The 24,831-nt window shown below is 74.1% G+C and carries 28 protein-coding genes; 6 read left to right on the forward strand and 22 right to left on the reverse strand.

Features of this window, described 5'->3' with window-relative positions; all coding sequences use genetic code 11:
• Positions 1 to 1,668, reverse strand: coding sequence for a CTP synthase (locus ANAEK_RS21610; protein ID WP_012528260.1), 1,668 nt, complete (start codon positions 1,666 to 1,668; stop codon positions 1 to 3).
• Between the two features lie 14 nt (positions 1,669 to 1,682).
• A complete protein-coding gene (kdsB, locus tag ANAEK_RS21615; RefSeq protein WP_012528261.1) occupies positions 1,683 to 2,411 on the reverse strand; it encodes a 3-deoxy-manno-octulosonate cytidylyltransferase in 729 nt (242 codons plus the stop codon).
• A gap of 249 nt (positions 2,412 to 2,660) precedes the next feature.
• On the opposite strand from kdsB, the gene wecB reads away from it, so the two are divergent.
• Genes wecB through ANAEK_RS21630 form a run of 3 tightly spaced genes read left to right on the forward strand, consistent with a single transcriptional unit; the run spans position 2,661 to position 5,153 of the window.
• The gene (wecB, locus tag ANAEK_RS21620; protein WP_012528262.1) at positions 2,661 to 3,764 is read left to right on the forward strand and encodes a non-hydrolyzing UDP-N-acetylglucosamine 2-epimerase; all 1,104 of its coding nucleotides are present in this window, start codon (positions 2,661 to 2,663) and stop codon (positions 3,762 to 3,764) included.
• A 55-nt stretch (positions 3,765 to 3,819) separates the two neighbouring features.
• Positions 3,820 to 4,791, forward strand: coding sequence for an RluA family pseudouridine synthase (locus tag ANAEK_RS21625; RefSeq protein ID WP_012528263.1), 972 nt, complete (start codon positions 3,820 to 3,822; stop codon positions 4,789 to 4,791).
• Entirely contained in the window at positions 4,788 to 5,153 is a 366-nt protein-coding gene (locus tag ANAEK_RS21630; protein WP_012528264.1) for a hypothetical protein, read from the forward strand. The genes ANAEK_RS21625 and ANAEK_RS21630 overlap by 4 nt, the downstream gene beginning before the upstream one ends.
• On the opposite strand, the gene ANAEK_RS21635 is transcribed toward ANAEK_RS21630, so the two are convergent.
• The 4 genes from ANAEK_RS21635 to rplU all read right to left on the reverse strand — a co-directional run bounded on the left by ANAEK_RS21635 (position 5,150) and on the right by rplU (position 7,568).
• Positions 5,150 to 5,827: an RNA methyltransferase gene (locus tag ANAEK_RS21635; RefSeq protein ID WP_012528265.1), complete on the reverse strand. Its 678-nt coding sequence runs from the start codon at positions 5,825 to 5,827 to the stop codon at positions 5,150 to 5,152. The genes ANAEK_RS21630 and ANAEK_RS21635 overlap by 4 nt on opposite strands.
• Positions 5,824 to 6,888: a GTPase ObgE gene (gene obgE, locus ANAEK_RS21640; protein WP_012528266.1), complete on the reverse strand. Its 1,065-nt coding sequence runs from the start codon at positions 6,886 to 6,888 to the stop codon at positions 5,824 to 5,826. Before obgE ends, ANAEK_RS21635 begins: the two co-directional genes overlap by 4 nt.
• A 93-nt stretch (positions 6,889 to 6,981) precedes the next feature.
• Positions 6,982 to 7,239, reverse strand: coding sequence for a 50S ribosomal protein L27 (gene rpmA / locus ANAEK_RS21645; RefSeq protein WP_011423227.1), 258 nt, complete (start codon positions 7,237 to 7,239; stop codon positions 6,982 to 6,984).
• 23 nt (positions 7,240 to 7,262) lie between these two features.
• Positions 7,263 to 7,568: a 50S ribosomal protein L21 gene (rplU, locus tag ANAEK_RS21650; protein ID WP_012528267.1), complete on the reverse strand. Its 306-nt coding sequence runs from the start codon at positions 7,566 to 7,568 to the stop codon at positions 7,263 to 7,265.
• Positions 7,569 to 7,793: 225 nt separating this feature from the next.
• On the opposite strand from rplU, the gene ANAEK_RS21655 reads away from it, so the two are divergent.
• The gene (locus ANAEK_RS21655) at positions 7,794 to 8,219 is read left to right on the forward strand and encodes a hypothetical protein (RefSeq protein ID WP_012528268.1); all 426 of its coding nucleotides are present in this window, start codon (positions 7,794 to 7,796) and stop codon (positions 8,217 to 8,219) included.
• A gap of 79 nt (positions 8,220 to 8,298) precedes the next feature.
• Here ANAEK_RS21655 and ANAEK_RS21660 read toward each other — a convergent pair whose 3' ends face one another.
• The 9 genes from ANAEK_RS21660 to ANAEK_RS23675 all read right to left on the reverse strand — a co-directional run bounded on the left by ANAEK_RS21660 (position 8,299) and on the right by ANAEK_RS23675 (position 15,759).
• On the reverse strand, positions 8,299 to 8,763 hold the full coding sequence (locus tag ANAEK_RS21660) for a YkvA family protein (protein WP_012528269.1): 465 nt from the start codon (positions 8,761 to 8,763) through the stop codon (positions 8,299 to 8,301).
• A gap of 61 nt (positions 8,764 to 8,824) precedes the next feature.
• Positions 8,825 to 9,742, reverse strand: a complete 918-nt coding sequence (locus ANAEK_RS21665; protein ID WP_012528270.1) for a potassium transporter — start codon at positions 9,740 to 9,742, stop codon at positions 8,825 to 8,827.
• 64 nt (positions 9,743 to 9,806) lie between these two features.
• Positions 9,807 to 10,826 (reverse strand): S-methyl-5-thioribose-1-phosphate isomerase, encoded by a 1,020-nt coding sequence (mtnA, locus tag ANAEK_RS21670; RefSeq protein ID WP_012528271.1) that lies wholly within the window; start codon positions 10,824 to 10,826, stop codon positions 9,807 to 9,809.
• Positions 10,823 to 11,038 carry a hypothetical protein gene (locus ANAEK_RS21675; protein ID WP_012528272.1) on the reverse strand — a complete coding sequence of 72 codons (216 nt, stop codon included), beginning with the start codon at positions 11,036 to 11,038 and terminating at the stop codon, positions 10,823 to 10,825. The genes mtnA and ANAEK_RS21675 overlap by 4 nt, the downstream gene beginning before the upstream one ends.
• A 2-nt stretch (positions 11,039 to 11,040) precedes the next feature.
• Positions 11,041 to 12,495, reverse strand: a complete 1,455-nt coding sequence (gatB, locus tag ANAEK_RS21680; RefSeq protein WP_012528273.1) for an Asp-tRNA(Asn)/Glu-tRNA(Gln) amidotransferase subunit GatB — start codon at positions 12,493 to 12,495, stop codon at positions 11,041 to 11,043.
• A gap of 1 nt (position 12,496) precedes the next feature.
• On the reverse strand, positions 12,497 to 13,975 hold the full coding sequence (gatA, locus tag ANAEK_RS21685) for an Asp-tRNA(Asn)/Glu-tRNA(Gln) amidotransferase subunit GatA (protein ID WP_012528274.1): 1,479 nt from the start codon (positions 13,973 to 13,975) through the stop codon (positions 12,497 to 12,499).
• Positions 13,972 to 14,265: an Asp-tRNA(Asn)/Glu-tRNA(Gln) amidotransferase subunit GatC gene (gatC, locus tag ANAEK_RS21690; RefSeq protein ID WP_012528275.1), complete on the reverse strand. Its 294-nt coding sequence runs from the start codon at positions 14,263 to 14,265 to the stop codon at positions 13,972 to 13,974. Before gatC ends, gatA begins: the two co-directional genes overlap by 4 nt.
• Before the next feature lie 7 nt (positions 14,266 to 14,272).
• Positions 14,273 to 14,608: a zf-TFIIB domain-containing protein gene (locus ANAEK_RS21695; RefSeq protein ID WP_012528276.1), complete on the reverse strand. Its 336-nt coding sequence runs from the start codon at positions 14,606 to 14,608 to the stop codon at positions 14,273 to 14,275.
• Positions 14,609 to 14,610: 2 nt separating this feature from the next.
• Positions 14,611 to 15,759, reverse strand: coding sequence for a tetratricopeptide repeat protein (locus ANAEK_RS23675; RefSeq protein WP_012528277.1), 1,149 nt, complete (start codon positions 15,757 to 15,759; stop codon positions 14,611 to 14,613).
• Positions 15,760 to 15,916: 157 nt separating this feature from the next.
• On the opposite strand from ANAEK_RS23675, the gene ANAEK_RS21705 reads away from it, so the two are divergent.
• Together ANAEK_RS21705 and ANAEK_RS21710 are read left to right on the forward strand one after the other, a co-directional pair.
• Positions 15,917 to 18,712 carry a DNA translocase FtsK gene (locus ANAEK_RS21705; protein ID WP_012528278.1) on the forward strand — a complete coding sequence of 932 codons (2,796 nt, stop codon included), beginning with the start codon at positions 15,917 to 15,919 and terminating at the stop codon, positions 18,710 to 18,712.
• Positions 18,713 to 19,007: 295 nt separating this feature from the next.
• Complete coding sequence (locus ANAEK_RS21710) at positions 19,008 to 19,628, forward strand: OmpA family protein (RefSeq protein WP_012528279.1); 621 nt, start codon at positions 19,008 to 19,010, stop codon at positions 19,626 to 19,628.
• Between the two features lie 403 nt (positions 19,629 to 20,031).
• On the opposite strand, the gene plsY is transcribed toward ANAEK_RS21710, so the two are convergent.
• The 7 genes from plsY to ANAEK_RS21745 are packed head-to-tail and all read right to left on the reverse strand — an operon-like array spanning position 20,032 to position 24,814.
• Entirely contained in the window at positions 20,032 to 20,637 is a 606-nt protein-coding gene (gene plsY, locus ANAEK_RS21715; RefSeq protein ID WP_012528280.1) for a glycerol-3-phosphate 1-O-acyltransferase PlsY, read from the reverse strand.
• Entirely contained in the window at positions 20,634 to 21,035 is a 402-nt protein-coding gene (locus ANAEK_RS21720) for a DUF2752 domain-containing protein (protein ID WP_012528281.1), read from the reverse strand. Before ANAEK_RS21720 ends, plsY begins: the two co-directional genes overlap by 4 nt.
• Positions 21,036 to 21,042: 7 nt before the next feature.
• A complete protein-coding gene (locus tag ANAEK_RS21725) occupies positions 21,043 to 22,119 on the reverse strand; it encodes a YIP1 family protein (RefSeq protein WP_012528282.1) in 1,077 nt (358 codons plus the stop codon).
• A 48-nt stretch (positions 22,120 to 22,167) separates the two neighbouring features.
• Positions 22,168 to 22,467 carry an NADH-quinone oxidoreductase subunit NuoK gene (nuoK, locus tag ANAEK_RS21730; RefSeq protein ID WP_012528283.1) on the reverse strand — a complete coding sequence of 100 codons (300 nt, stop codon included), beginning with the start codon at positions 22,465 to 22,467 and terminating at the stop codon, positions 22,168 to 22,170.
• Positions 22,467 to 22,973, reverse strand: coding sequence for an NADH-quinone oxidoreductase subunit J (locus ANAEK_RS21735; protein WP_012528284.1), 507 nt, complete (start codon positions 22,971 to 22,973; stop codon positions 22,467 to 22,469). The genes nuoK and ANAEK_RS21735 overlap by 1 nt, the downstream gene beginning before the upstream one ends.
• Positions 22,974 to 22,976: 3 nt before the next feature.
• A complete protein-coding gene (gene nuoF / locus ANAEK_RS21740) occupies positions 22,977 to 24,302 on the reverse strand; it encodes an NADH-quinone oxidoreductase subunit NuoF (protein ID WP_012528285.1) in 1,326 nt (441 codons plus the stop codon).
• Positions 24,299 to 24,814: an NAD(P)H-dependent oxidoreductase subunit E gene (locus tag ANAEK_RS21745; protein ID WP_011423246.1), complete on the reverse strand. Its 516-nt coding sequence runs from the start codon at positions 24,812 to 24,814 to the stop codon at positions 24,299 to 24,301. The genes nuoF and ANAEK_RS21745 overlap by 4 nt, the downstream gene beginning before the upstream one ends.
• Positions 24,815 to 24,831: the final 17 nt, after the last annotated feature.

Genomic DNA, 24,831 nt, shown 5'->3' on the forward strand with positions numbered 1-24,831 from the left:
CTATCCGTTCTTCCCGACCGCGAGCTTCTTCACCTCGGCCGGGGGCTGGCGCTGCTGGGCGTCGCGGTGCTCGAGGGCGGCCTTCACGAAGCCGGCGAACAGCGGGTGCGGCGCGAAGGGCTTGGAGCGGAACTCGGGGTGGAACTGGCAGCCCACGAAGTGCTGCCCGGGCAGCTCGATCATCTCCACCAGCCCGAGGTCCGGGTTCACGCCGGAGAACACCATCCCGGCCGCCTCGAACTGGGCGCGGTAGTCGTTGTTGAACTCGAAGCGGTGGCGGTGGCGCTCGTGCACCAGCTCGGCGCCGTACAGCGCGCGGGCCTTGGTGCCCTCCTTGAGCGTGCAGGGGTACGCGCCGAGGCGCATGGTCCCGCCCTTGTCGGTCACGCCCTTCTGCCCCTCCATCAGCGTGACGACCGGGTGCGGCGTCGCCTCGTCGAACTCCAGCGAGTTCGCGCCGGCGAGCCCGAGCACGTTGCGCGCCATCTCGATGACCGCCATCTGCAGGCCGAGGCAGATGCCGAAGAACGGCACCTTGTGCTCGCGGGCGTACTTCACGCCCAGGATCTTCCCCTCGGTGCCGCGGATGCCGAAGCCGCCCGGCACCAGGATCGCGTCCACCTTGTCCAGGTCGGAGAGGTCGCCCTCCTCGAGCTTGGTCGAGTCGATGAACGCCAGCTTCACCCGCGCGTCGTTCGCGATGCCGCCGTGGACGAGCGCCTCGTTGAGGCTCTTGTAGCTCTCGTGCAGCTCCACGTACTTGCCGACGATGCCGATCCGCACCTCGCCGCGGCGCGGGTTCTTCACCTTGTCGACGATGGTCTCCCAGCGCTCGAGGCGCGGGGCGCGGCTCCAGATGTTGAACAGCTCGGCCAGTTTGTCGTCGAGCCCCTCGCGGTGGAGCGAGAGCGGCACCTCGTAGATCGACGGGACGTCGAGCGCGGTGAACACCGCCGAGGGATCCACGTTGCAGAACAGCGCGATCTTGTCCTTCATGTCGCGCGGCAGCTCGCGGTCGGAGCGGCACAGCAGCAGGTCGGGCTGGATGCCGATCTCGCGCAGCTCCTTCACGCTGTGCTGGGTCGGCTTGGTCTTCAGCTCGCCGGCGGCCGCGATGAACGGCACGAGCGTGAGGTGCGCGTAGACCGCGTTCTCCTCGCCCACGTCGTACTTCATCTGGCGGATCGCCTCGAGGAACGGCAGCGACTCGATGTCGCCGACCGTGCCGCCCACCTCGACGATGAGGATGTCGGCGCCGCCGGCGGCCTCGCGGATCACCGCCTTGATCTCGTCGGTGATGTGCGGGATCACCTGCACGGTCTTGCCCAGGTACTCGCCCCGGCGCTCGCGCTGGATGACGTTCTGGTAGATGCGGCCGGTGGTGTAGTTGTTCCGCCGGGTCATCTTGGCGCTGGTGAAGCGCTCGTAGTGCCCGAGGTCGAGGTCGGTCTCGGCGCCGTCGTCGGTGACGAACACCTCGCCGTGCTGGAACGGGCTCATCGTGCCCGGGTCCACGTTGATGTACGGGTCGAGCTTGAGGTGCTGGACCTCCAGCCCGCGGTTCTCGAGCAGCGCGCCGATCGAGGCCGCCGAGAGCCCCTTGCCGAGCGAGCTCACCACGCCGCCGGTGACGAACAGGTACTTCGTCTTCTTTCCCCGCTTGACCATGTGCTCTCCCCGGATCACGCCCCGGCGGCCAGGAGCGCCCGCGCGCGCTCCAGGTCGTCCGGCGTGTCGATCCCGAAACCCCGGTAGCCGGTGTCGGCCACGCGGATGTCGTACCCGTGCTCGAGCGCCCGCAGCTGCTCGAGCGCCTCCTCGCCCTCGAGCCTGCCCGGCGCGAGCGCGGTGAACGTCTCGAGGAACGCCGCGGTGAACGCGTAGATGCCCACGTGGGCGCGGGCGAGCGGGCTCTCGCCGCCGGCGCGCCGGTGCGGGATGGGCGCGCGCGAGAAGTACAGCGCGTCGCCGCTCGCCCGGGTCACCACCTTGACGACCTGGGTCCGCTCCAGCTCCCCCGCGGCGAGCGGGCGAGCGAGCGTCGCCATCCGGACGCCGCCCTCCATCGCGCCGATCACCGCCTCGATGGCCTCCGGCTCGATGAGCGGCTCGTCGCCCTGCAGGTTCACCACGATCTCCGGCCGCGGCGCGAGCTTGCGCGCGGCCTCCGCCACCCGGTCCGTGCCCGTCGCGGCCGGTCCGGTCAGGATGGCCTCACCCCCTGCGTCCCGAACGGCGCGGGCGATCCGGTCGTCGTCGGTGGCGACGGCCACGACGTCCACCCCGCGGGCGCGCTTCGCGCGCTCGACCACATGGGCGATGAGGGGCTTGCCTGCCAGATCGGCGAGGGGCTTTCCCGGGAAGCGCGAGGCGCCGTACCGGGCCGGGATGATGACCGCGACGTGTCTCAAACCGGGATTGCAAAGTACGCGGGGGGATCCCCCGAGTCAACGGCAGGTTTCGATGCCCCGGGATTCATTCAGAACGGGGCTGCGCCCCGCCCCATGGAGCAGAGCTGCGCGGGGCCCGTGACCTCGCGACCCGCCTTCGCGGGCTCGCGCGAGGTCCCCGCGGGCGCGCCTGGCGGCACGCGGTCCGTCGGGGCCGCCGGTGCGCGCGCGGGTCATTTCGGGGGAGCGCCGGGCCGCCTAGCTTTCGACATGGCCCTCGTGCTCCACGTGGTCGGCGCCCGCCCCAACTTCATGAAGGTCGCTCCCCTGATGGCGGCGCTGTCCCGGCGGGGCGCGGCGCAGCGGCTGGTCCACACCGGGCAGCACTTCGACGAGCGGATGAGCGGGGTGTTCTTCGCCGAGCTCGGGCTGCCGCGCCCCGACCTCGACCTGGGGGTGGGCTCCGGCACCCACGGCGAGCAGACGGGCCGGGTGATGATCGCGTTCGAGCGGGCGCTGCTCGAGGCGGCGCCGCGGCCCGACCTGGTGGTCGTGCCCGGCGACGTGAACTCGACCGTGGCGGCCGCGCTGGTGGCGGCGAAGCTCGGGATCCCCGTGGCGCACCTCGAGGCGGGCCTGCGCAGCTTCGACCGGACCATGCCGGAGGAGCTGAACCGGGTGGTCACCGATCACCTCTCCGACCTGCTGCTCACGCCCAGCCCCGACGCCGACGACAACCTCGCGCGCGAGGGGATCCCGGCCGCGCGGGTGGCCCGGGTCGGCAACCTCATGATCGACACGCTCCGGGCCCACCTGCCGCGCGCCCGCGCGCTGGCGGCCTGGCGCGACCTGGGCCTCGCCGAGGGCGGGTACGCGGTGGTCACGCTGCACCGCCCCTCCAACGTGGACGACCCCGTCGCGCTCGGGCGGCTGCTCGGCGCGCTGGCGGAGGTCGCGCGCGCGCTGCCGGTCGTGTTCCCGGTGCACCCGCGCACCCGCGCCCGCCTCGCCGACCCCGCGCTGGCCGGGGCCGCCGCCGCGCTGCGCCTGGTCGAGCCGCTCGGCTACCTCGAGTTCCTCTCGCTCACCAGCGCGGCGCGCCTGGTGCTCACCGACTCCGGCGGCCTGCAGGAGGAGTCCACCGCGCTCGGCGTCCCCTGCCTCACGCTGCGCGAGAACACCGAGCGGCCCATCACCGTGGCCGAGGGGACGAACCACGTGGTGGGCACCGATCCCGCGCACATCGCGGCGGAGGCCCGCCGCGCGCTCGACGCCGGCCCGCGGCGCGGCCGGATCCCGGCGCTCTGGGACGGGCAAGCGGGCGAGCGGGCCGCGGACGCGGTGCTCGCGTTCCTGGACCGGCCGCGGGGTTGAGCGGCGCCACGCCCGGCGCGGCCTCGCGGGGACGGGGGCGCGGCGGCGGCGCCCGGTGTATGGTGCGCCGGTGACGCAGCAGGTCCGGGTCCGCTTCACGGTCGAGCCGAACTACGCGGGGTGGCGCCTCGATCGCTACCTGCAGGAGAAGATCCGCCGGCTCTCGCGCGAGCGGGTGCAGCGGCTCATCGAGCACCGCCTCGAGACCGAGGACGGCCGCCGGCTGAAGCCCTCCACCCGCGTCGCGCCCGGCCTCTCCTTCGCGCTCCTCAAGGACGCCGAGGCCGAGCCGGACACGCCGCAGGAGTTCGCGGTGGTGCACGACGACGGCGCGCTGCTGGTGGTGGACAAGCCCGCCGGGCTGCCGGTCCACCCCACCGCGCGCTACGCGGCGAACACGTTCACCTCGCTCGCGAAGCTGCGCTTCCCGGAGCGGAAGGTGGACCCCGCCCACCGGCTCGACCGCGAGACCTCCGGCCTGCTCGCCTGCGGGACCTCGCCCGAGGTGACGAAGGTCCTGAAGCGCGACTTCGCCCACGCGCGCGTGCACAAGACCTACCTCGCGCTCGCGCTCGGCGCGCCGGTCGAGGACGCGTTCACGGTGGACGCGCCGCTCGCGCTCACCGGCGCGTCGGCGGTGCGGGTCCGGATGCACGTGGCGGCGGAGGGGCTGCCCTCCCAGACCGCGTTCGAGGTGCTGGCCCGGCGCCGGGCGCCGGACGGCGCGCCGGTGGCGCTGCTCGCGTGCCGGCCGCGCACCGGGCGCCAGCACCAGATCCGCGCGCACCTCGCGCACGCCGGCCTGCCCATGGTGGGCGACAAGATCTACGGGCCGGACGAGGAGATCTTCGACCGGTTCACCCGGCGTGCGATGACCGACGAGGACGTCGCGCTGCTCCGCCTGCCGCGCCACGCGCTGCACGCCTGGCGGCTCGAGCTGCCGCACCCGCTCACCCGCGCGCCGGTCCGGCTGGAGGTGCCGCTCCCGCCCGACCTGGCCGCGTTCTGGGAGGGCTGCGCGCCGTGAACGCCTACGACTTCGCCGGGCTGGTGGGCGGGCTCACCGGCGCGTGGATGGCGATCGGGGCCGGGCTCGTCGGGGTCGCGGCCGCGCTGCGGCTCGCGGCGGTGCGGGGCCGGCCGGGCAAGGGCCGGGTGTCGCGGGGCGCGCTCGCGTTCGCGCTGGTGGTCGGGCTCGCCGGGCTGGCCTTGTTCGCGGCCGCGGAGCGTGCCCCGTTCCGCCGCGCGCTCGATCACGCCGCGCCCTGGGTCCTGGGCGCCGCCGCGCTGGTGGGGCTCGTCGCGGGCTGGCGGGTGGCGAGGAAGCCGCCCGCCGCGCCGGCGCCCGCCGGCGCCGACGGGACGCCGGAGCCGCCGGCGCAGGGCTAGCCGCGCGTGCGCGCGTGCCGCGCGATCCGGTCCCGGACCGCCTCGGCCTTGGCGATGCGGCTGCGCTGCTTCACCGCGAGCAGGTAGAAGCGCTCCCGCAGCACCTGCGCCTCGTCCTCGGGCAGGTCGCCGTGGCGGCCGCGCTCGACCTCGCGCCGCTCCACCGCGTGGGCGAGCGAGATGGCCGCCGCCACCGACACGTTCAGCGACTGGACGAAGCCGCGCATGGGGATCGCGTAGCAGGCGTCGGCGAGCGCCAGCGCCTCCTCCGAGACGCCGCGCTGCTCGTTCCCGAACACGAGCGCCACCTTGCCGGCGAAGGAGAGCCCGGCCATGGGCCGGGAGCGCTCGCCGAGGTGCGTGGCGTAGACCGCGAAGCCCTCGGCGCGGAGGTGCGCGAGGCACTCGGTGGTGGAGGACCAGCGCCGCACGTCCAGCCACTTGTCCGCGTTCTGGCTGATCTTCTTGTTGCGGTCGTAGGGCTTCATGGGCCCCTCGATCGCGTGCAGCGTCTGGACCCCGAACGCCTCGCAGGTGCGCAGCACCGCGTTCACGTTCTGCGGATCGCAGAACGCCTCCATCACCACGGTGAGCGTGCGGGTGCGGTTCGCCACCACCGCGTCGATGCGGGCCCGGCGCTCCGGGAGCACGAACGCGGGGTCGCCCAGCTTCACGCGCGCGCCCTCGGCTTCGCGAGCTTCTTGCCGCCGCCGCCGCGGTGCGGCCGCGCCTCCTTGAAGAGCGCGCGCCCGACCGCGTCGAGGAGGGCGTCGAGCCCCTCGCCGGTGACCGCGGAGACGAGGTGCACCGGCACCGGCTTCTTGCGCCGGCCGAGCAGCTTCTGGAGCTTCACGCCGGCGGCGCGCGCCTCGGGGACGTCGATCTTGGTCACCGCCACGATCTGCGGCTTCTTCGCCAGCTCGTCGGAGTAGGCGGCGAGCTCGGCGTTGATCGCGTCGAGATCGGCCCTGGGCGCGCGGCCCGGCTCCGGGTTCGCGCCCTCCACCAGGTGGATGAGGACGCGGCAGCGCTCCACGTGGCGCAGGAACTGGTGCCCCAGGCCGGCGCCGGCGTGCGCGCCCTCGATGAGCCCGGGGATGTCCGCGACCACGAAGCTCCGCTCGCGCCAGCCGACCACGCCCAGGTTCGGCGTGAGCGTGGTGAACGGGTAGTCCGCGATCTTCGGCCGGGCGCGCGAGATGCGGCTGATGAGGGTGGACTTCCCGGCGTTCGGGTAGCCCACGATCCCCACGTCGGCGAGCAGCTTCAGCTCGAGGACGAGGTCCCGCTCCGCGCCCGGCGTGCCGTCCTCGGCGTAGCGCGGCGCCTGGTTGGTGGAGCTCGCGAAGTTCATGTTGCCGAGCCCGCCGCGGCCGCCCTTCGCGATCACGACGCGCTCGCCCGCGGCGCCCAGGTCGCAGAGCTGCTCGCCGGTGGCCGCGTCCTTCACCACCGTGCCCGGCGGGACGCGCAGGACCAGGTCCGCGCCGTCCTTGCCGTTCATGTCCGAGCCGCTGCCCTTCTCGCCGTTCCGCGCCTTGTGCTCGCGGATGTAGCGGTAGTCGAGCAGGGTGGAGAGCTGCGGATCGACCTCCAGCACGACGTCCCCGCCGTTGCCGCCGTCGCCGCCGGCCGGGCCGCCCCGCGGGATGAACTTCTCGCGGCGCCACGCGACGGCGCCGTCGCCGCCGTCGCCGGCCTTCACGTGGATCTTCACCTCGTCGACGAACTTCACGAGCGACCTCGAGAAACGCGAAGCGCCGCGGACCCGAGGATCCGCGGCGCGCGCAGTGCCGTCGCCCCGAGCCGTGCCGGAGGCGAGGGGAGCTTACGCCCCGGGGAGCACCGACACCACGCGGCGATCGCCGCGGGTCCGGCTGTACTTCACGGTGCCGTCGATGAGGGCGAACAGCGTGAAGTCCTTGCCCATGCCGACGTTCTGGCCCGGGTGCACGAGCGTGCCGACCTGGCGGACGAGGATGTTGCCCGCGACCACCTTCTCGGACCCGTAGACCTTGATCCCGCGGCGCTGGCCGGGAGAGTCGCGCCCGTTGCGCGAAGAGCCCTGTCCCTTTTTGTGAGCCATTTCCTGCTCCGTTCGCCCCGGGCCTAGGCCCGGACCGTGGTGATGAGGACCTCGGTGTAGGGCTGACGGTGGCCCCGCTTCTTGGTCCAGCCTTCCTTCTTCTTCCGGAAGTGGATGACCTTCTTGTGCTTGTCCTGGGCGACGATCTCGCCCTCGACGGTGACGCCGGCCAGGGTCGGCGTGCCGACCTTCGCCTCGCCCTCGCCCCCGACGAGCAGCACGTCGAAGTTCACCTTCCCGCCGACGTCGCCGGCGAGCTTCTCGATCTTCACCCGGTCGCCCTGGGCGACGCGATACTGCTTCCCGCCGGTCCGAATCACCGCGTACATCGCTTCTCTCCTCGGAATCTGGGGAGGAAAACACGGCCGCGCGCGTGCGAGCGCGACGATCCGGCCCTCCGGAAGGGCGGTCATATACGATCGCGCCGCGGCACCTGTCAAGGAATGCCGGGCGGTTGGATCGGCGCACCCTCGCCTGCCGCCAGAGGGGGGGCGCCGATGTGGGCGCCCCTGCACCTTGCGGCCTGCGGCCGATCGGTCGATCCTCCGCGTCCTATGAACAAGCGACACCTGATTGCCCTCGCGTGCGCGCTCGCGCTCCCCTGCCTCGCGGAGGCCCAGGCCTCGGTGCAGCTCCGCCTGGACCTTCCGGTCGTCCTCCCGCAGCTCGTGGTGGTCTCCCCCGGCGTCCAGGTGGTGCCGGACGTCGAGGAGGAGGTCTTCTTCGTGGACAGCTGGTACTGGACCCGCCACGACGGCGGCTGGTACCGCGCCCGCAGCCCGCGCGGCGGCTGGGTCTACATGCAGCCGCGCTACGTCCCGGCGCGCCTCGTCCAGGTTCCCCCCGGGAAGTACAAGCGCTACCACCCGGGCAAGGGGCACGGCGCGCCGGCCCGCTACGAGGGCGGCGGCCACGAGGGTGGCCACGGCGGCGACCACGGCCACCCGGGCAAGGGCGGCAAGGGCCACGGCAAGCACTGAGCGCACGCGCCCGACGCGTGCGGCACCGGCGGGCGGTGGGGTCGATCCCCGCCGCCCGCGCCGCGTCCGGCGCCCGCGATCACAGCCCGAAGTGCGCCGGCGACAGCCCCTTCCACTGGCAGTAATCGCGCAGCTCGCGCTTCACGAGCCCCCAGGTCAGCGCCAGCGCCAGGACGTCGTCGGTGAAGCCGAGCGGCACCAGGAAGTCGGGGATGAGATCCACCGGCGACACCACGTAGACCACCGCCGCGGCCAGCGCCGCGACCGCCTTCCACGGGACCTTGCGGTAGGTGCCGTTCGCGTAGTCGCGGATCACCATCCAGAGCAGGCGCAGCTTGCTGCGCAGCCTCGCCGGCGCGGTCTTCGCGTACCAGGGCGGGCGCGCGAGGAAGCGCCGCGCCGCCTCGGCGTGCTCGCCGGCCGTCTCCGGCGTCACGTCGCGCGCGTCGCGGGCGAGCTCGCGGGCGGCGGCGTCGCGGCAGGAGATGCAGTCGGCGTTCGTGCCCTGGGGGCGGCCGCAGGCGGGGCAGGTGCGGGGGGCCATGCCGGGATCCTAATCCGCGGGGGCCGCCGGCGGGGAGCGCCCCGGCCGCGTCGGGCGGGGCTCACCCTTCGCGGGCGCGGCGCCGCGCGCGCTCGGGGCGGGAGGCGGGCTCGGCCTCGCCCACCTCGTGGAAGCGGCGGTAGTCCACCGCGCGCCGCCCGTCCGGCAGGGTCCGCACGATGGGCGCGAAGCGGGCGCCCCAGCGGATGCGCGCGGCGGGGTAGACGTGGCGGGCGTAGATGACGCGGGTGAGCGCCTCGTCGTAGCCGCTGAACGTCACGATCACCTCCGCCTCGGCGCTCTCCAGCGCGCCCGCGTCCGCGCCGGCGAGCGGGCTGCCCGGCCCGATCACGTGGGCCGCGGTCCAGGCGTGCGAGAACAGCGCGGTGCCGCCGCGCACCAGCGGCAGGTCGTGCGCGCGCCGGACCGGCTCGCCCTCGTCGTCGAGCTCCTCGCGCACCAGCATCACCGACACCTTCGCGTCCACCACGTGGCTGGTGCGCTCGTTCGCCATGCGGAACTGGAGCGCCTCGCCCCCGCGGTGCGGGCCGATCACGGCCACCTCGCTGAACAGCACCCGGGCGCGGAGCAGCGAGAACTTCGCGAGCACGATGCCCGCGCCGATCACGAGCTCCGCCCAGCGCACGAACCCCTCGGCGCCCGCCACCAGCCCCGCCGCGAGCGCCCGCGGCGCGAGCGCCGCCCGCACCTCGTCGGCCGAGGCGCCGCGCGCGAGCGCCACCAGCGCCGCCACCGCGGAGCCGCGCGCCGCCGGCCCCGCCTCGCCGAGCGCGTAGTGCGCCGCCTCGAACCCCGCTGCGGTGACGAAGTACACGAGCGCGTACACGGCGCAGAGGCGCGCCCAGGAGCCGGTGACGAGCCGGTGGTACAGGTCGGCGAGCGGGCGGCGCCGCAGGCCGATCGCGACCAGGCCGCGGGTGGCCTGCCCGAACACGCGGGTGTGGGTGAGGTCCGCCATGCGGCCGCGGATCCTAGACGCGGGGTGCGGGGCGCGGCTAGGCGCCGGACCGCCTACCCCGGCGCTACCGCGCGCTCGCCAGCGTCGCCAGCCCGGCCGCGTGCGGCGCGCGCACCACGCCGCGCTCGGTCACGATGGCGGTGACGAGCGCCGCGGGCGTGACGTCGAACGCCGGGTAGCGCGCCGGGACCCCGGCCGGCGCGATGCGCTGGCCGGCCAGCATGACCACCTCGTCGGCCCCGCGCTCCTCGATGGGGATGTCCGCGCCGGTGGGCGTGGCGAGGTCCACCGTGGACCAGGGGGCGGCCACGTAGAAGGGCAGCCGGTGGTGCGCCGCGAGCACCGCCAGCGCGTAGGTGCCGATCTTGTTCGCCACGTCGCCGTTCGCGGCGATGCGGTCGGCGCCCACCACCACGCAGCCGATCTCGCCGCGCGCCATGAGCCAGCCGGCCATGCCGTCGGTGAGCAGCGTCACCGGGATGCCGTCGCGGTGCAGCTCCCAGGCGGTGAGCCGGGCGCCCTGCAGGAACGGGCGCGTCTCGTCGGCGAACACCGAGATGGCGTTCCCGGACTCGACCGCCGCGCGCACCACCCCGAGCGCGGTGCCGTAGCCGGCGGTGGCGAGCGCGCCGGCGTTGCAGTGGGTGAGCACCCGGGCGCGGGCGGGCACGAGCGGCGCGCCGAGCGCGCCGATGCGGCGGCAGGCCGCCTCGTCCTCGTCGCGGATGGCGTGCGCCTCGGCGAGCACGTCCGCGGCCGGCGCGCCGAGCCGCGCCGACATGCGGCGCACCGCCCAGGCCAGGTTCACCGCGGTGGGCCGGGCGCGGGCGAGCAGGTCCGCCGCGGCGCGCAGCCGCTCCGGGCCGGCGCCCCGCCGCGCCTCCACCGCCAGCGCGTAGGCCGCCGCCACCCCGATGGCGGGCGCCCCGCGCACGGTCAGGTCCCGGATGGCCGCCGCCACCGCGTCGGCGGTGGAGAGCTCGAGCCAGCGCTCCTCGGCCGGCAGCGCCTTCTGGTCGAGCAGGCGCACCAGGTCGCGGGCGTCGTCGTACAGCACCGGCCGCAGGGGTTCACGCACGGTCATTGCTCTCCCTTGCCCAGCCCGGCGAAGAGCCGCAGCGCGAAGTACCCGGCCGCGCAGGCGGCCACGCCGGCCGCCGGCCAGCGCCCCTGCGCCCCGAGCACCCCGGCCACCACCGCCGAGCCCACCAGCGCCACGCCCAGGAAGATCCGGCTCGGGCCGCCGGTCGCGCCGGCGCCCGCCGGCCCCGCACCCCACCCCGCCCAGCGCGCCACGATCAGTCCCCCAGCTTCCTGCGCAGCAGCGCGTTCACCACCGCCGGGTTGCCCTTGCCGCGCATCTCCTTCATGACCTGCCCGACGAAGAAGCCGAGGAGGTTCTTGCGGCCGCCGCGGTACTTCTCCGCCTCGCCCGGGTTCGCGGCGAGCACCTTGTCCACCGCGGCCTCGATGGCGCCCTCGTCGGACACCTGCGCGAGCCCCTTCGCCTTCACCACCGCGTCGGGCTCGGCGCCGGTGCGGAAGACCTCTTCCAGCACCTGCTTCGCGCCCGGGCCGCCGATGGTGCCGGCGTCGACGAGGCGCAGCGTGGCCGCGAGCCGCGCGGGCGTGACCTTCCAGGCGGCGGGCGCCTCGCCGGTCTCGTTCGCCAGCCGCGCCAGCTCGCCGGTCACCCAGTTCGCGACCTTCTTCGCCGCCTCCGGACCGGCGCCGTACGCCGCGAGCGCCGCGTCGAACCAGGCCGACACCGCCGCGTCCGCCACCAGGTTGCCGGCGTCGTAGGCGGAGAGCCCCAGGCTGCGCTGGTAGCGCTCGGCCCGGGCGCGCGGCAGCTCCGGCAGCTCGCCGCGGATCCGCTCCACCAGCGCCGCCTCGACGATCACCGGCGGCAGGTCCGGCTCCGGGAAGTAGCGGTAGTCGTGCGCCTCCTCCTTCGAGCGCATCGAGCGGGTCTCGCCGCGGTCCGGGTCGAACAGCCGCGTCTCCTGCACCACCGGCTCGCCCGCCTCGATCAGCTCCACCTGGCGGCGCGCCTCGAACTCGATCGCCTGCTTCAGGAAGCGGAACGAGTTCATGTTCTTGATCTCGCAGCGCGTGCCGAGCTCGGAGGCGCCCTTGCGCATCACCGACACGTTCGCGTCGCAGCGGAGCGACCCCTCCTGCATGTTCCCGTCGTTCACCCCGAGCGCCATCAGGATCGCGCGCAGCGCCTTCAGGTACTCGACCGCCTCCTCGGCGGAGCGCAGGTCCGGGCGCGAGACGATCTCGACGAGCGGCACGCCGGCGCGGTTCAGGTCCACGCCGGAGGCGCCGTCGGCGGCGACGTCGTGCACGTTCTTGCCGGCGTCCTCCTCCATGTGGATCCGGACCAGCCGCGCGGTGTGGTCGCGGCCGTCGAGCGTGAACGTCACCTCGCCGCCCTCGCAGATGGGCAGCTCGTACTGCGAGATCTGGTAGCCCTTCGGGAGGTCCGGGTAGAAGTAGTTCTTCCGCGCGAACACGCTCTTCGGGCGGATCTCGCAGCCGAGCGCGAGCCCGGTGCGCACCGCCATCTCCACCACCGAGCGGTTCAGCGCCGGGAGCGCGCCGGGGAGGCCCAGGCACACCGGGCAGGTGTGCGCGTTGGGCGCGGCGCCGAACGCGGTGGAGCAGCCGCAGAAGATCTTGCTGGCGGTGAGGAGCTGCGCGTGGACCTCGAGCCCGATCACCACCTGGAAGTCGGAGATCGGCATCTCAGGGCTCCGGGGGCGCGGGCAGCGGCCCGAGCTCGCGCTCGAGCGCGCGCGCCGCGCGGAACAGGGTCGCCTCGTCGAACGGGCGCCCCACCAGCTGCAGCCCCACCGGCAGGCCGCTCGCGGCCTCCAGGCCGCAGGGCACCGAGAGCCCGGGCAGCGCCGCCAGGTTGCAGGTGATGGTGAAGATGTCGGCCAGGTACATCTGGAGCGGGTCGCCGGTGCGCTCGCCCAGCTTGAACGCGACCGACGGGGTGACCGGGCCGGCGATGACGTCGCAGCCGCGGAACGCCTCGTCGAAGTCGCGGCGGATGAGCGTGCGGACCTTCTGCGCGCGCAGGTAGTAGGCGTCGTAGTAGCCGGAGCTGAGCGCGTAGGTGCCGAGCATGATGCGGCGCTTGGGCTCGGCGCCCAGGCCGCGCTCGCGGCTCTCCGCGTACATCTCCTTCAGCCCCTTCGCGTCCGCGGCGCGCAGGCCGAAGCGCACGCCGTCGTAGCGGGCCAGGTTGGAGGAGGCCTCCGCCGGCGCGATGAGGTAGTAGGCGCCGATGCCGTACTTCGAGTGAGGCAGGGAGACGTCCACCAGCGTGGCGCCCAGGCGGCGGTAGGTGTCGAGCGCGGCGCGGACGGCGGCCTCGACGCCGGCGTCGAGCCCGCCCGAGAGCCACTCGCGCGGCACGCCCACCCGCAGCCCGCGCGCGCCGTCCTCGAGCGGCGCGAGGTAGTCGTCCACCGGGCGGGTGGACGAGGTCATGTCGCGCGGGTCGTGCCCGGCGATGGTGCGCAGGACCAGCGCCGCGTCGCCCACCTCGCGGGCGAGCGGACCCACCTGGTCGAGCGACGAGGCGAACGCCACCACCCCGTAGCGCGAGACGCGCCCGTAGGTCGGCTTCACCCCGACCACGCCGCAGAACGCGGCCGGCTCGCGGATGGAGCCGCCGGTGTCGGTGCCGAGGGACGCGTGCACCTGCCCCGCCGCGACCGACGCAGCGCTGCCGCCGGAGCTGCCGCCGGGCGTGCGGGAGAGGTCCCAGGGGTTGTGGCAGGGCTTGTACGCGCTGTTCTCGTTGGACGAGCCCATGGCGAACTCGTCCATGTTGAGCTTGCCGACGATCACCGCGCCGGCGGCCTCGAGCCGCTCCACCACGGTGGCGTCGTAGGGCGGCAGGTAGCCCTCGAGGATGCGCGAGCCCGCGGTGGTGGGGACGCCCTTCGTGACGAAGATGTCCTTCACCGCCACCGGCACGCCGTCCAGCTCGGAGCGGCGCTCGCCGCGCGCGGCGCGGGCGTCGGCCGCCCTCGCGGCGGCGCGCGCGCGATCCGCGCTCACCGCCAGGAACGCGCCGAGCTTGCCGTCCGTCGCCTGGATGCGCGCCAGCGAGGCCTCGACCAGCTCGGAGGAGGAGATCGCCTTCGCGGCGACGCCCGCCCCCGCCTCGCGCAGCCCGAGGCGGCAGAGCTCCTTCGCCGGCGTGCTCATTCGATGATCCTCGGCACCTTGAAGGCGGTGCCCTCGCGCGCCGGGGCGGCGGCGGTCGCCTCCTCCGGCGTCAGCGACGGGAACACCGCGTCCTCGCGCCGCGCCGGCAGCTCGCCGGCGGCGAGCGCGTGGGTCATCGGCTCGACCGCCGTGACGTCGAGCTCCTCGAGCTGGCGGACGTGGTCGAGGATGGCCGAGAGCTGCCCGGCGAAGGTGCGCTCCTCCTCCTCGGACAGCCTCAGCCGCGCCAGCACGGCGATGCGCCGGACCTCCTCGAGCGACAGCGCCATCTGCCGCCTACGCCTTCGACTCCGGCTTGAACCAGTTCAGGATCGCGCTCATCACGCCGCGCGACTCCGGCTTCTCGAGGTGCTCGAGCTCGCCCTTGTCGAGGAAGATGCCGCTGCACGAGAAGCACACGTCCACGTCCACGCCGCGGAGCTTCATCTCCTGCATCTGCATGCCGCACTTCGGGCAGTGCATGAAGTGGAGGTCCTTCAGGCGCTTCCGCTCCGACTCCTCCGTCTCCTTCTTGAGCTGCAGCGCGAGCTTCCGCTTCTTCTCGGCGTCCTCGCGGACGAAGTACTCGTCCTCGGTGGTGGACGGCTTCCCCGGCGTTCCCTTGTCGGACATGGTCATCTCCTCAGTGCGTCGATGGCGTTCCGGGCGACCGCGGCCTCCTCGCCGTCGGGATGATGCGCGAGGTACCGCTCGTAGTACCTGATGGCTTCCGCGTCGTTCCCCTGCCACCGGTAGGTCTCGGCGAGCCCGAGGGTGGCGTCCGGATTCTCCGGCTCCACCCGCAGCGCCGCCTGGAAGGCCGACTCGGCGGAAGGGTAGCGGGCGAGATCGAGATAGCACAAACCCTGCCCGGTCAGGGCCGCCACGTTCTCGGGATCCGTCGAGAGCACGCCGCGGTAGAGCTCGAGCGCCCGCGCGATCTGGCCGCGGCTCCGAAGGCGGCCGGCCTGCGCGAGCGCGTCGGCGCCCGCGGGCGGCTTCGCGGCGGCGCCCGCCTGCTCCGCCGCCGCGGGCGGCGCGGCGTCCGGCGAGGGCGCGGCGCCGGGCGCCTCCGCCGGCGCGGGCGCGGGAGCGCCGGTGGGCGGCGGTGCGGCCGGGGCGGCGGCGCCGGTGGGCGGGGGCTCGCCGGGGGATCCGGCCGCGGGCGGCGGCGAGGTGGGCGCGGCCTCGGGCGCGGACGGCGGGCCGGGCTCTGCGCCGGGCTGCGGCCCGGGTGCGGCCGGCTCGGCCTCCGTCGGCGGCGGGGCGGCGTCGCCGCCGAACAGGTCCACCTGGGCGCGCATCCGATCGAGGAGCACCTTCGCCCCGAGCCCGAGCGCGCCGGCGAGCACCAGCGCCAGGATCAGCTGCGGCGCCCGGCTCCGCCGCAGGCTGGTGGAGGGCGGGCTGCCCGGATCGAACGTGCCGGCGCCGAACGCGGCGGGCGGCTCGATGCGGGCCGCGGTTGGCGGGACGGCCGGGCGCGGGGGGGCCGGCGGCGCAGGGGCCGCGGCAGGCGAGGCGGCGCGCGCGGCGGGTGGTGCGGGGGCGGCCGGGGGCGCCGGCGGGGCCGAGGCGGCGGGAGGCCCGGCCCGGGGCGGCGGAGCGAGCGGCCTCGCGCCGACCGCGTGCTCCGGACGGAGGGGGGTGGTGACGAACACCACCTTCCGCCTCACCTCGAAGAGGTACCCGCAGTTGGTGCACTGAAGGGCCACGCCGGCGGCCGTCACCTGCTCGTCCTCGAGCACGTAGGCCGCCCTGCAGCGCTCGCAGCGGATGTCCATCGGTCCCCGGAGAAAACCTCGCGCTTCCGCAGGATTCTACGCGAGCGCCCCCCGCCCCGCCGAAAAATTGACCCCCCGGTACCCCCCGATATCCTCCCGGAGGCAGGCCCTCGTCCGCGCGAGCGGCGTGTTCCACCCTCGAGGTCCCGTCGTCGCCATGGGCAAGCCCAAAGCCAATCGCCGTGTCTCCCCGAAGGAAAAGGGAAAGCGCGGCGACCCGCCCGCCGAGCGTGCGAAGGGCGGCGCCGCGCCGCGCACCGGCATGGCGCGCGACGTCGGCGCGGTGGTCCTGTTCGCGGCCGCGCTCGGCAGCGGCCTCTCGCTCGCGACCTACTCCTCGCTCGACGCGGCGCTGATCGCGCACGGCATCGCGCCCGCCAACCTGGTCGGCCCGGTCGGCCACCGGACGGCGTCCGCGCTGTACGGCGTGCTGGGCCTGTCGGCCCTGGTGCTCCCGTTCGGCCTGGGCGCCGCGGCCTGGCGCCTGTTCCGCGGCGCGCCGCCGCGCATCACGCTCGTGTCCGCCGGCGCGTACACCGTGCTCACGCTCTCGGTGGCGACGCTCGGGCACCTGGCGCTCGCCGGCAGCGTCTCGCTGCCGTTCCCGCCCGGCGGCGCGGTGGGCGCCGCGCTCGCGCGCCCGAGCGTCCACGCGTTCTCGCTGTGGGGCAGCGTGATCCTGGTGGGCGCCACCGCCACGGTGGCCGCCATCGTGGCCTGCGACCTGAAGGTGCAGACGGTGGGCGCCGCGCTCTGGCGCGCGCTCGCCGCCACCGCCGGCTTCCTCTCGCGCCGCCTCGCCACGGCGGTGGACGAGCACCGGGTCGCCGTGGCCGAGCTGCGCGCCGAGGAGGCCGCCGAGCGCGAGCGCCGGCTCGCGGCCGAGCAGCTCGCCGAGACGGCCGAGATCGAGGCGAACGGCGAGGAGGCGCACGAGGAGGCCCGCGCGGTGGCCGGCGCGCTCGCGCTCGAGCAGCTCCGCCGCGACACGTTCGAGGATCCGGCCTGGGTGGAGGGGCTCGCCCCCGCGCCCGAGCCGCGCGAGGAGGCCGAGGGCGCCGGCGAGGGCGAGCCGGCCGCCGAGGAGCCGCCGCGCCGCCGCCGCAAGGCGCGCGAGCCGGAGAAGGCGGTCGAGGTGCGGGCCGAGCTCGAGGACCCCGCCGCGCTGCCGGTCCCGGCGCGCGCCGAGAAGCCGGAGATCGTGGTCTCGCAGGCGATGCTGGAGCGCGCCCGCAAGAAGGAGAAGAAGAAGGAGGCGCCCGCCTTCGCGTTCCAGAAGGCCGGCGACGTGTTCCAGCTCCCGGCCACCGACCTGCTCGACGTCCACGACGAGAAGGCGAAGGACCTCGACACGGCCGGCCTGACGCGCACGGCCGAGGTGATCGTCGCGACGCTCGCCCAGCACGGCGTGGACGGGACCATCAAGCACATCCGGCCCGGGCCGGTGGTGACGCTCTACGAGTTCTCCCCGGTCGCGGGCGTGAAGCTCGCGCGGATCGAGAACCTCGACAAGGAGCTCACCATGGCGCTCAGCGCCACCCGGATCCGCATCATCGCGCCGATCCCGGGCAAGGGCGTGGTGGGCATCGAGGTCCCGAACCGCGACCGCGCCACGGTGTGGCTGCGCGACATCCTCGAGTCGGAGTCGTTCGCCTCGGCGGGCGGCTTCCTGCCGCTCGGCCTCGGCAAGAACATCGAGGGCATCCCGTACTGCGTGGACCTGCAGCGGATGCCGCACCTGCTCATCGCCGGCACCACCGGCTCGGGCAAGTCGGTCGGCCTCAACACCATGATCCTGTCGATGCTCTTCCGCCAGACGCCGGCGGAGGTCCGCATGATCATGGTGGACCCGAAGATGACCGAGCTGTCCACCTACGAGGACATCCCGCACCTGCTGCTGCCGGTGGTCACCGACCCGCAGAAGGCGGCGCGCGCGCTGCAGTGGGCCGTGGACGAGATGGAGCGGCGCACGCAGATCCTCGCCGACACCGGCTCGAAGGACCTCAAGTCCTACAACGGCAAGGTGGAGAAGCTGCGCACCGAGGGCCGCACGTTCGAGGACCGCGACGAGGCCGCGCCGCCCCGCAAGCTGGTGGTGGTGGACGTGGCCGCGGGCGAGTCGGAGGACGAGGTCTCGGCCCGCGCCGCGAGCGACGCGGCCGCCGGCGGCGAGTGGCACCCGCTGCCCGGCGAGGCGGTGGCGGGCTCGCCCGAGTTCGAGGACCCGACCGCGCCGCCGCCCGCCGACCCGGTGGCGGCGCGCGACGAGAAGAAGCTGCCGCAGAAGCTGCCGTACATCGTGGTGGTGATCGACGAGCTGGCCGACCTCATGATGACCGCGCCGCGCGAGGTGGAGATCTCGCTCGCGCGCCTCGCGCAGAAGGCCCGCGCCACCGGCATCCACCTCATCGTCGCCACGCAGCGCCCGTCCACCGACGTGGTCACGGGCATGATCAAGAACAACTTCCCCGCGCGCATCACGTTCCGGCTCGCCTCGCGCCACGACTCGCAGACCATCATCAACGGCCCGGGCGCCGAGACGCTGCTCGGCGACGGCGACATGCTGGTGCTCACCGCCACCGCGCCGGTGACCCGCGTGCAGGGCGCGTTCGTCTCCGAGGAGGAGTTGCACCGGGTGGTCGGCTTCCTGAAGGAGCAGGGCAAGCCGGTCTACGACGAGTCGATCCTGAAGGCGCGCGAGGGCGCCGGCCCGGGCGGCTACGATCCGGACGAGGACGACCCGGTCTACGACCAGGCCATCGACCTCGTCTCGCGCATGGAGGAGGTCTCGGTCTCGAAGCTCCAGCGCGAGATGCGCCTCGGCTACAACAAGGCCGCGAAGATCATCGAGCGCATGGAGCGCGAGGGCATCGTGGGCCCGCCGAACGGCGTGAAGCCGCGCCAGGTGCTGATCCGCCCCGCCGGCGAGGCCAGCGCGATCCCGAACGTCTGATCCCGCGCGACCCGCGGCGCATCGCGCGTCCGTTCTCGCCCGCACGCATCGGCGCACGTTCTCCTACATCGGTCCCGGTGGGTTTCCCTTCCGCGTGCCCGGAGGGGAAGTCCCGGTGGTGGCGCGGTGTTTCCCTGCGGCGCGGCGATCCCGCGCGGGCGCCGGAGGTTGTCCGGCTCCCCGGGTCCGCGGTACACCCGCAGCGGGGGCGCGCGTCCGCGCTCCGCCGCCGGGCCCACGGCATCGAAGGCGCCTGACCGGCGCGACACGACTTTCATCCGGAAGGAAGGACCGCATGAACAAGACCTCTCTTCGCCTCACCGCGGCCGTGACCGCGGTCCTGCTGTTCGCCGGCTGCCAGACGGCCGGCAAGCGCACCGCCATCGGCGCCGGCGCGGGCGGCCTCGCCGGCGCGGGCGTGGGCGCCCTCATCGGCGGCAAGAAGGGCGCGCTCATCGGCGCCGGCGTCGGCGCGCTCGCCGGCGGCTCGGTGGGCCTGTACCTCGACAAGCAGCACAAGGAGCTGGAGAAGATCGCCGAGACCAAGCGGACCGAGAACGGCCTGCTGGTCGAGATGAAGGGCGACATCCTGTTCGACTCCGGCAGCTCCGCGCTGAAGCCGGAGGCGATCTCCAAGCTCGAGCAGATGGGCGACGTCCTCGCGAAGTACGGCGACGACCGCATCCGCATCGAGGGCTACACCGACGCGACCGGCTCGAAGTCGATGAACGAGGAGCTGTCGCTCCGCCGCGCCGACGCGGTGAAGCGCGTGCTCGTCGGCCGCGGCGTGCAGGAGAAGCAGATCACCGCGCTCGGCATGGGCCCGGTGCGGCCGGTGGCGGACAACGGCACGGCGAGCGGCCGCGCGCAGAACCGGCGCGTGGAGCTGCACATCGACGTGCCGAACGCGACTTGAGAACGGGGACTGCGTCCCCGCCCCGCCGAGCAAAGCTCGTCGGGGCCCCACCCCTGCTGCGCGGGGCCCGTGACCTCGCGGGCCCCGCTGCGCGGGGGTCCCGCGAGGTCCCCGCGGGGAGGGGCTACCGCCCCTCCCCAGCCTTTGGCTGGGGCCCCTCCCTCATCGTTACGTGCTGACCCTGCACTCGCAGCGACCCCGCGCGTTCGAACGTCGCCGTGAGGCGCGCGGTGACCGCGTCGGGTGCGGCGAGAGCGGCTCCGGAGGCACCGTGACTCGGTCCAACGAACCACGCTGGCGTGAGCTTGCCGCGGCCGTCGCGCTCGCGGCGGCGTGCGCGGGGCTGGTGCGGATCTTCTTCTTCACGCACTGAGGCGGTCGCCCCGGGCGGCGCGGGGCTCCGCTAGACCTTCTTCTCCTCGCCGCGCACCAGGCGGCGGATGTTCTCGCGGTGGCGCAGGAAGATGAGCAGCGCGATCGCCAGGCCGGCCCAGGAGATGGGGTGCCGGGGGCCGTAGGTCGCGAAGCCGCCGGCGGCGCAGAGCGTGGTGCCGGTGAGCGAGCCCACCGACGAGATGCGCGTCAGGCCGTAGGCGACGGCGTAGCCGACCAGGCCGGCGAGCGCGGCCCACGGCGCCAGCACCGCGAAGATGCCGAGGCCGGTCGCGACGCCCTTGCCGCCCTTGAAGCCGAGCCACACCGGGAACAGGTGGCCGACGAACGCGGCCACCGCCACGGCGGTGACCCACACCTCGGCGTGCGGCGTGCCCGCGAGCACGCGGCGCGCCACCAGGATCGGCACGATGGCCTTGGCGGCGTCGAGGACCAGCACCAGCACGCCCATCTTCTTGCCGCCGGCGCGCGCGACGTTGGTCGCGCCGATGTTGCCGGAGCCGACCGTGCGCACGTCCACGCCCAGCACGAGGCGCCCCAGCACCACGCCGAACGGGATCGAGCCGGCCAGGTAGCCGGCCGCGACCAGCAGGGCGCCCAGGAGGTCGGGGCTCACGCGGCGCCTCCGCGGGCGACGAGCCAGGCCCAGTTCGCGAGCAGCGCCACCACGCCGAGCGCGACGGCGGCGCGGGCGGCGCGCGGGGACGGGACCGGCATCGGCCAGCCCGCAGCGGCGCGGACCAGGTCGGCCGCGGAGAGCAGCCAGATCCCGCCGGCCAGCGCGGCGCCGAGCGGGCTCGCGCCGAGCGCGGCGGCGAGGTCGCCGTGGGCGAGGTGCACGAACGCGTGGGTCATGCCGCAGGTGGCGCAGGGGATGCCGGCCAGGCCCTTCAGCGGGCAGGTGTAGTGGAACGAGAGCACCGGGACGAAGCGCGCCACGAGGAACGTGAGCGCGCCGACGAGCGCGAACACCTCCGCGTGCCCGAACCGCGCCGTCCGCCGCCAGCCGATCACGCCCGCCTCACAGGTCGATCGCCGGGCCGTGGCCGAGCTCGGAGAGCCCGCCGAGCGTGCCGCCCAGCAGCATGCCGAGCGGCCCGAGGCAGCAGCAGACGCACAGGAGCAGCGCCGGCGTCAGCACCGCCGCGGCGGCGCGGCCGGTGCCGCAGCGCTGGGCCTCGGAGAGGCCGATCACCACCGCCACCAGCCACCAGATCGGCGCGATCAGGCCGCCGCAGCCCGGCACCGCCAGCAGCGCGAACACGCCGAACGTGTAGCCGACGGTGGTGAGCGTGGCCGGGAAGCCGCGGTGGGCGCCGCCGAACAGGACCAGCAGCAGGTGGATCGCGCCGGCCGTGACGTACAGCGCGATCAGCCCGAGCAGCGGCGCGAGCAGCACCTCGCCGAGCACGATGGCGCCGGTCCCGCGCTGGACGAAGTTGCGGATGATCTCGGCCTGGCCCGGGGGCATGCGGCCGGCGAGCTGCTCCATCATCGCCACCATCTGCTGCCCGGAGAGCCAGTTGAAGAGCGACTGGACCGCGACGCCGAACGCGTACGAGATCACCGCGAACAGCACCGCGCTGCCGGGCTGGTCCACCCGCACGTGCCGGAAGAAGCGCGCCGGCTCGATCGCCGCGAGCTTCCAGGTCTCGAAGTACGAGGAGAGGAAGCCGCGCCGCGCCCGCTCGGCGAACGGGGCCGCCAGCTCCGGGCCGGCGGGCACGGGCGGGGGAGGCGGCGGCGGACCCCAGCCACCCGGCGCGCCGGAGGGCGGCGGCGGACCCCACGGCGGCGGGGCGCCGTAGCCGCCGGGCGGGGGCGGAGGCGGAGGCGGCAGCTCGCCGCCGGACGGCGGAGGCGGCGGGGCGCCCCACACCGGACCGCCCGGCTCCGAGGGACCGAGGACGGGCCCGGGGGCGGGCGGCGGGGTGGGCTCGCCCTCGGGCGGCGCGGCCGGCGGGGGCGGCTCGACCGCGGCCGGCGGCGGCGCGTTCGGATCGGCGAGGAGCAGCTCCGCGCCGCAGTGCGGGCAGGTCTGCCGGCCGAAGCGGTCGGTGGTGAACGTCGCCTGGCAGCGGGCGCAGCGTGCGAGCATGGCGCGGAGCTTACCGCGTCCGCCCGTGCCCGCCCGCGGGAAAGCGCGCTACTCGGAGAGGACCCGGACCTCGTCCACGTTGATGGCGCCGCGGCTGCGGTAGATGGCGATGACCACCGCCAGGCCGACGGCCGCCTCGGCCGCCGCGACCGCGATCACGAAGAACGCGATGGCGTGACCGGCGAGGTCCCCGCTCCGGCGCGCGAACGCCAGGAAGGTGAGGTTGGCCGCGTTCAGCATCAGCTCCACGCTCATCATCAGGATGAGCGCGTTGCGCTTGGTGAGCACGCCGAGCAGGCCGATGCCGAACAGGATCGCGGCGAGCCAGAGGTAGTACTCGACCGGCATTAGATCCGCTCCTTGGCCACGACCACCGCGCCCACGATCGCCACGAGCAGCAGGAGGCTGGTGACCTCGAACGGCAGCAGGAACTGGGTGTACAGCACCCGGCCGACCGCCTTCACGGTGCCGAAGTCGGCGGTGAGCGTGGCGAGCTCGCTGGTGCGCGCCTGCGCGATGGCCGAGGCGAGCACCGCCACCAGCAGCACCACGCCGAGCGCGCCGATGAGCTGCATGGCGCGCCGCGGCTCCTTGATCAGGTGCTCGTCGCCGAGCGACAGCAGCATGATCACGAACAGGAACAGCACCATCACCGCGCCCGCGTACACCAAGATCTGCATGAACGCGATGAGGTGCGCGACGAGGAGGACGTAGATCCCGGCCAGGAAGAAGAACGCGGCGACGAGGTTCATCGCGGCGTACACCGGGCTGCGGGAGATGATCACGCCGATCGCGGTGGCGACCAGCGGGATGGCGAACACCCAGAAGGTGACCTGCTCTGCCGTGACGCTCATCGCCTAGTACCTCACCGCCCCGACGAGGGCATCGCGCGAGGACTGGTCGAGGCCCCAGCCGCTCTCGCCCATGGGGCAGCGGTGCGCCTCGACGTGCCGCAGGAACTCCGGCTTGAACTTCTTCAGGAACGACTGGACCGGCATGGCGGCCGCGTCGCCGAGCGCGCAGATGGTGTTCCCGGCGATGTTGCCGGCCACCTGCTCGAGCTTCTCCACGTCGGCCGCGGTCGCGTGCCCGTGCTCGATCTTCTCGAGGATGCCCTCCATCCACGAGGTGCCCTCGCGGCAGGGGGTGCACTGGCCGCAGCTCTCCTCGGCGTAGAACTTCGCGATGCGGGCCAGCGCGCGGACCAGGCACACCGACTCGTCGAACACGATCACGCCGCCCGAGCCGGACATCGACCCGGCCGCCTTCACCGCGTCGAACTCGAGCGAGATGTCGATCTCGTGCGCGGCGAGCACCGGCGCGGAGGAGCCGCCGGGGATGACCGCCTTCAGCTTGCGGCCGCCGACGATCCCGCCCGCGTCCTCCATGATCAGCTTCTTCAGGTTGTAGTGGACCGGCTTCTCGTAGACGCCGGGCCGGTTCACGTGGCCCGAGACGCCGAACAGGCGCGTGCCGCCCGACTTGCCCACGCCGAGCGCGGCGAACGCGGCGCCGCCGTTCGCGACGATCCAGGGGACGTTCGCGATGGTCTCGACGTTGTTGATGATGGTCGGCTTGCCCCACAGGCCCACCACCGCCGGGAACGGCGGCTTGAGGCGCGGGTAGCCCTTCTTGCCCTCGAGCGACTCGAGCAGCGCGGACTCCTCGCCGCAGATGTACGCGCCGGCGCCGCGGTGCACGTGGATGTCGAGCGGGAAGTCCTGCTTGCCGAGCAGGCGCGGGCCGAGGATGCCGGCGTCGCGCGCCTCCTGGATGGCCTGCTCGAGGATCCGCGCCTGCTTCGCGAACTCGCCGCGGATGTAGACGTAGGCGAGGTGGATGTCGAGCGCGTAGCAGGTGAGCGCGATCCCCTCGATCAGCATGTGCGGATCGTGCTCGATGATGTAGCGGTCCTTGAACGTGCCGGGCTCGGACTCGTCCGCGTTCACGGTCAGGTACCGGGGGCGGACGTCCTTCGGCAGGAACGTCCACTTGAGGCCGGTCGCGAAGCCCGCGCCGCCGCGGCCGCGCAGGTTCGACTTCTTCACCTCGTCCACGATGGCGGCCGGGTCGGCGCCCATGGCCTTGTCGAGCGCGCCGTAGCCGCCGTCGGCCCGGTACGAGGCGAGCGAGGCGGAGTCCGGCTTGCCCCAGCGCTTCGAGAGGATGAGCGTCTCGCTCACTTGAGCCCTCCGACGATCTGGTCGACCTTCTGGATGGTGAGCCGCTCGTGCATCTCCTCGTCCACCAGCATGGCCGGGGCCGTGCCGCAGGAGCCGAGGCACTCCACCTCGCGCAGCGTGATGCGGCCGTCGCGGGTGCTCTGCCCGTTCGCGAGCTCGAGCTTCTTCTTCAGGTGCTCGAAGATGCGCTCGCCGCCGGTCAGGCAGCAGGAGACGTTGGTGCAGACCTCGACCACGTGCCGGGCCGGTGGCTCGGTGTGGAACATCACGTAGAAGGTCGCGACCTCTTCGGCCCGCGCCGGCGACGTCCCGAGCCGCTCCGCGGCCAGGCGCTGTACCGCCGGGGACAGGTAGCCGAAGATCTCCTGCCCCAGTCGGAGGGCGGGAATCATGGCGGCAGCCTTCCGATCGGGCGGGTACCGGTTCAGGATCCCCGCCAGCTCCCGGTCGAAATGCTCGACCTTCTCGCGGGGCAGTTCTTCGACCGCACCAACCGACGCAGGGTTCGTCATAAGGGTCCGGGAAGTCT

It is taken from the genome of Anaeromyxobacter sp. K (assembly GCF_000020805.1).
GTDB lineage: Bacteria > Myxococcota > Myxococcia > Myxococcales > Anaeromyxobacteraceae > Anaeromyxobacter > Anaeromyxobacter dehalogenans.

Bases quoted from the DNA above. Each gene is read 5' to 3' on its own strand.
- ANAEK_RS21695 (WP_012528276.1), bottom strand. From the start codon at position 14,608: ATGTCCGACAAGGGAACGCCGGGGAAGCCGTCCACCACCGAGGACGAG.
- ANAEK_RS21610 (WP_012528260.1), bottom strand. From the start codon at position 1,668: ATGGTCAAGCGGGGAAAGAAGACGAAGTACCTGTTCGTCACCGGCGGC.
- ANAEK_RS21745 (WP_011423246.1), bottom strand. From the start codon at position 24,814: ATGACGAACCCTGCGTCGGTTGGTGCGGTCGAAGAACTGCCCCGCGAG.
- mtnA (WP_012528271.1), bottom strand. From the start codon at position 10,826: ATGACCGTGCGTGAACCCCTGCGGCCGGTGCTGTACGACGACGCCCGC.
- gatA (WP_012528274.1), bottom strand. From the start codon at position 13,975: ATGAGCACGCCGGCGAAGGAGCTCTGCCGCCTCGGGCTGCGCGAGGCG.
- nuoK (WP_012528283.1), bottom strand. From the start codon at position 22,467: ATGCCGGTCGAGTACTACCTCTGGCTCGCCGCGATCCTGTTCGGCATC.
- ANAEK_RS21705 (WP_012528278.1), top strand. From the start codon at position 15,917: ATGGGCAAGCCCAAAGCCAATCGCCGTGTCTCCCCGAAGGAAAAGGGA.
- ANAEK_RS23675 (WP_012528277.1), bottom strand. From the start codon at position 15,759: ATGGACATCCGCTGCGAGCGCTGCAGGGCGGCCTACGTGCTCGAGGAC.
- gatC (WP_012528275.1), bottom strand. From the start codon at position 14,265: ATGGCGCTGTCGCTCGAGGAGGTCCGGCGCATCGCCGTGCTGGCGCGG.
- ANAEK_RS21655 (WP_012528268.1), top strand. From the start codon at position 7,794: ATGAACAAGCGACACCTGATTGCCCTCGCGTGCGCGCTCGCGCTCCCC.
- ANAEK_RS21665 (WP_012528270.1), bottom strand. From the start codon at position 9,742: ATGGCGGACCTCACCCACACCCGCGTGTTCGGGCAGGCCACCCGCGGC.
- rpmA (WP_011423227.1), bottom strand. From the start codon at position 7,239: ATGGCTCACAAAAAGGGACAGGGCTCTTCGCGCAACGGGCGCGACTCT.
- ANAEK_RS21660 (WP_012528269.1), bottom strand. From the start codon at position 8,763: ATGGCCCCCCGCACCTGCCCCGCCTGCGGCCGCCCCCAGGGCACGAAC.
- ANAEK_RS21725 (WP_012528282.1), bottom strand. From the start codon at position 22,119: ATGCTCGCACGCTGCGCCCGCTGCCAGGCGACGTTCACCACCGACCGC.
- ANAEK_RS21710 (WP_012528279.1), top strand. From the start codon at position 19,008: ATGAACAAGACCTCTCTTCGCCTCACCGCGGCCGTGACCGCGGTCCTG.
- rplU (WP_012528267.1), bottom strand. From the start codon at position 7,568: ATGTACGCGGTGATTCGGACCGGCGGGAAGCAGTATCGCGTCGCCCAG.
- wecB (WP_012528262.1), top strand. From the start codon at position 2,661: ATGGCCCTCGTGCTCCACGTGGTCGGCGCCCGCCCCAACTTCATGAAG.
- gatB (WP_012528273.1), bottom strand. From the start codon at position 12,495: ATGCCGATCTCCGACTTCCAGGTGGTGATCGGGCTCGAGGTCCACGCG.
- ANAEK_RS21735 (WP_012528284.1), bottom strand. From the start codon at position 22,973: ATGAGCGTCACGGCAGAGCAGGTCACCTTCTGGGTGTTCGCCATCCCG.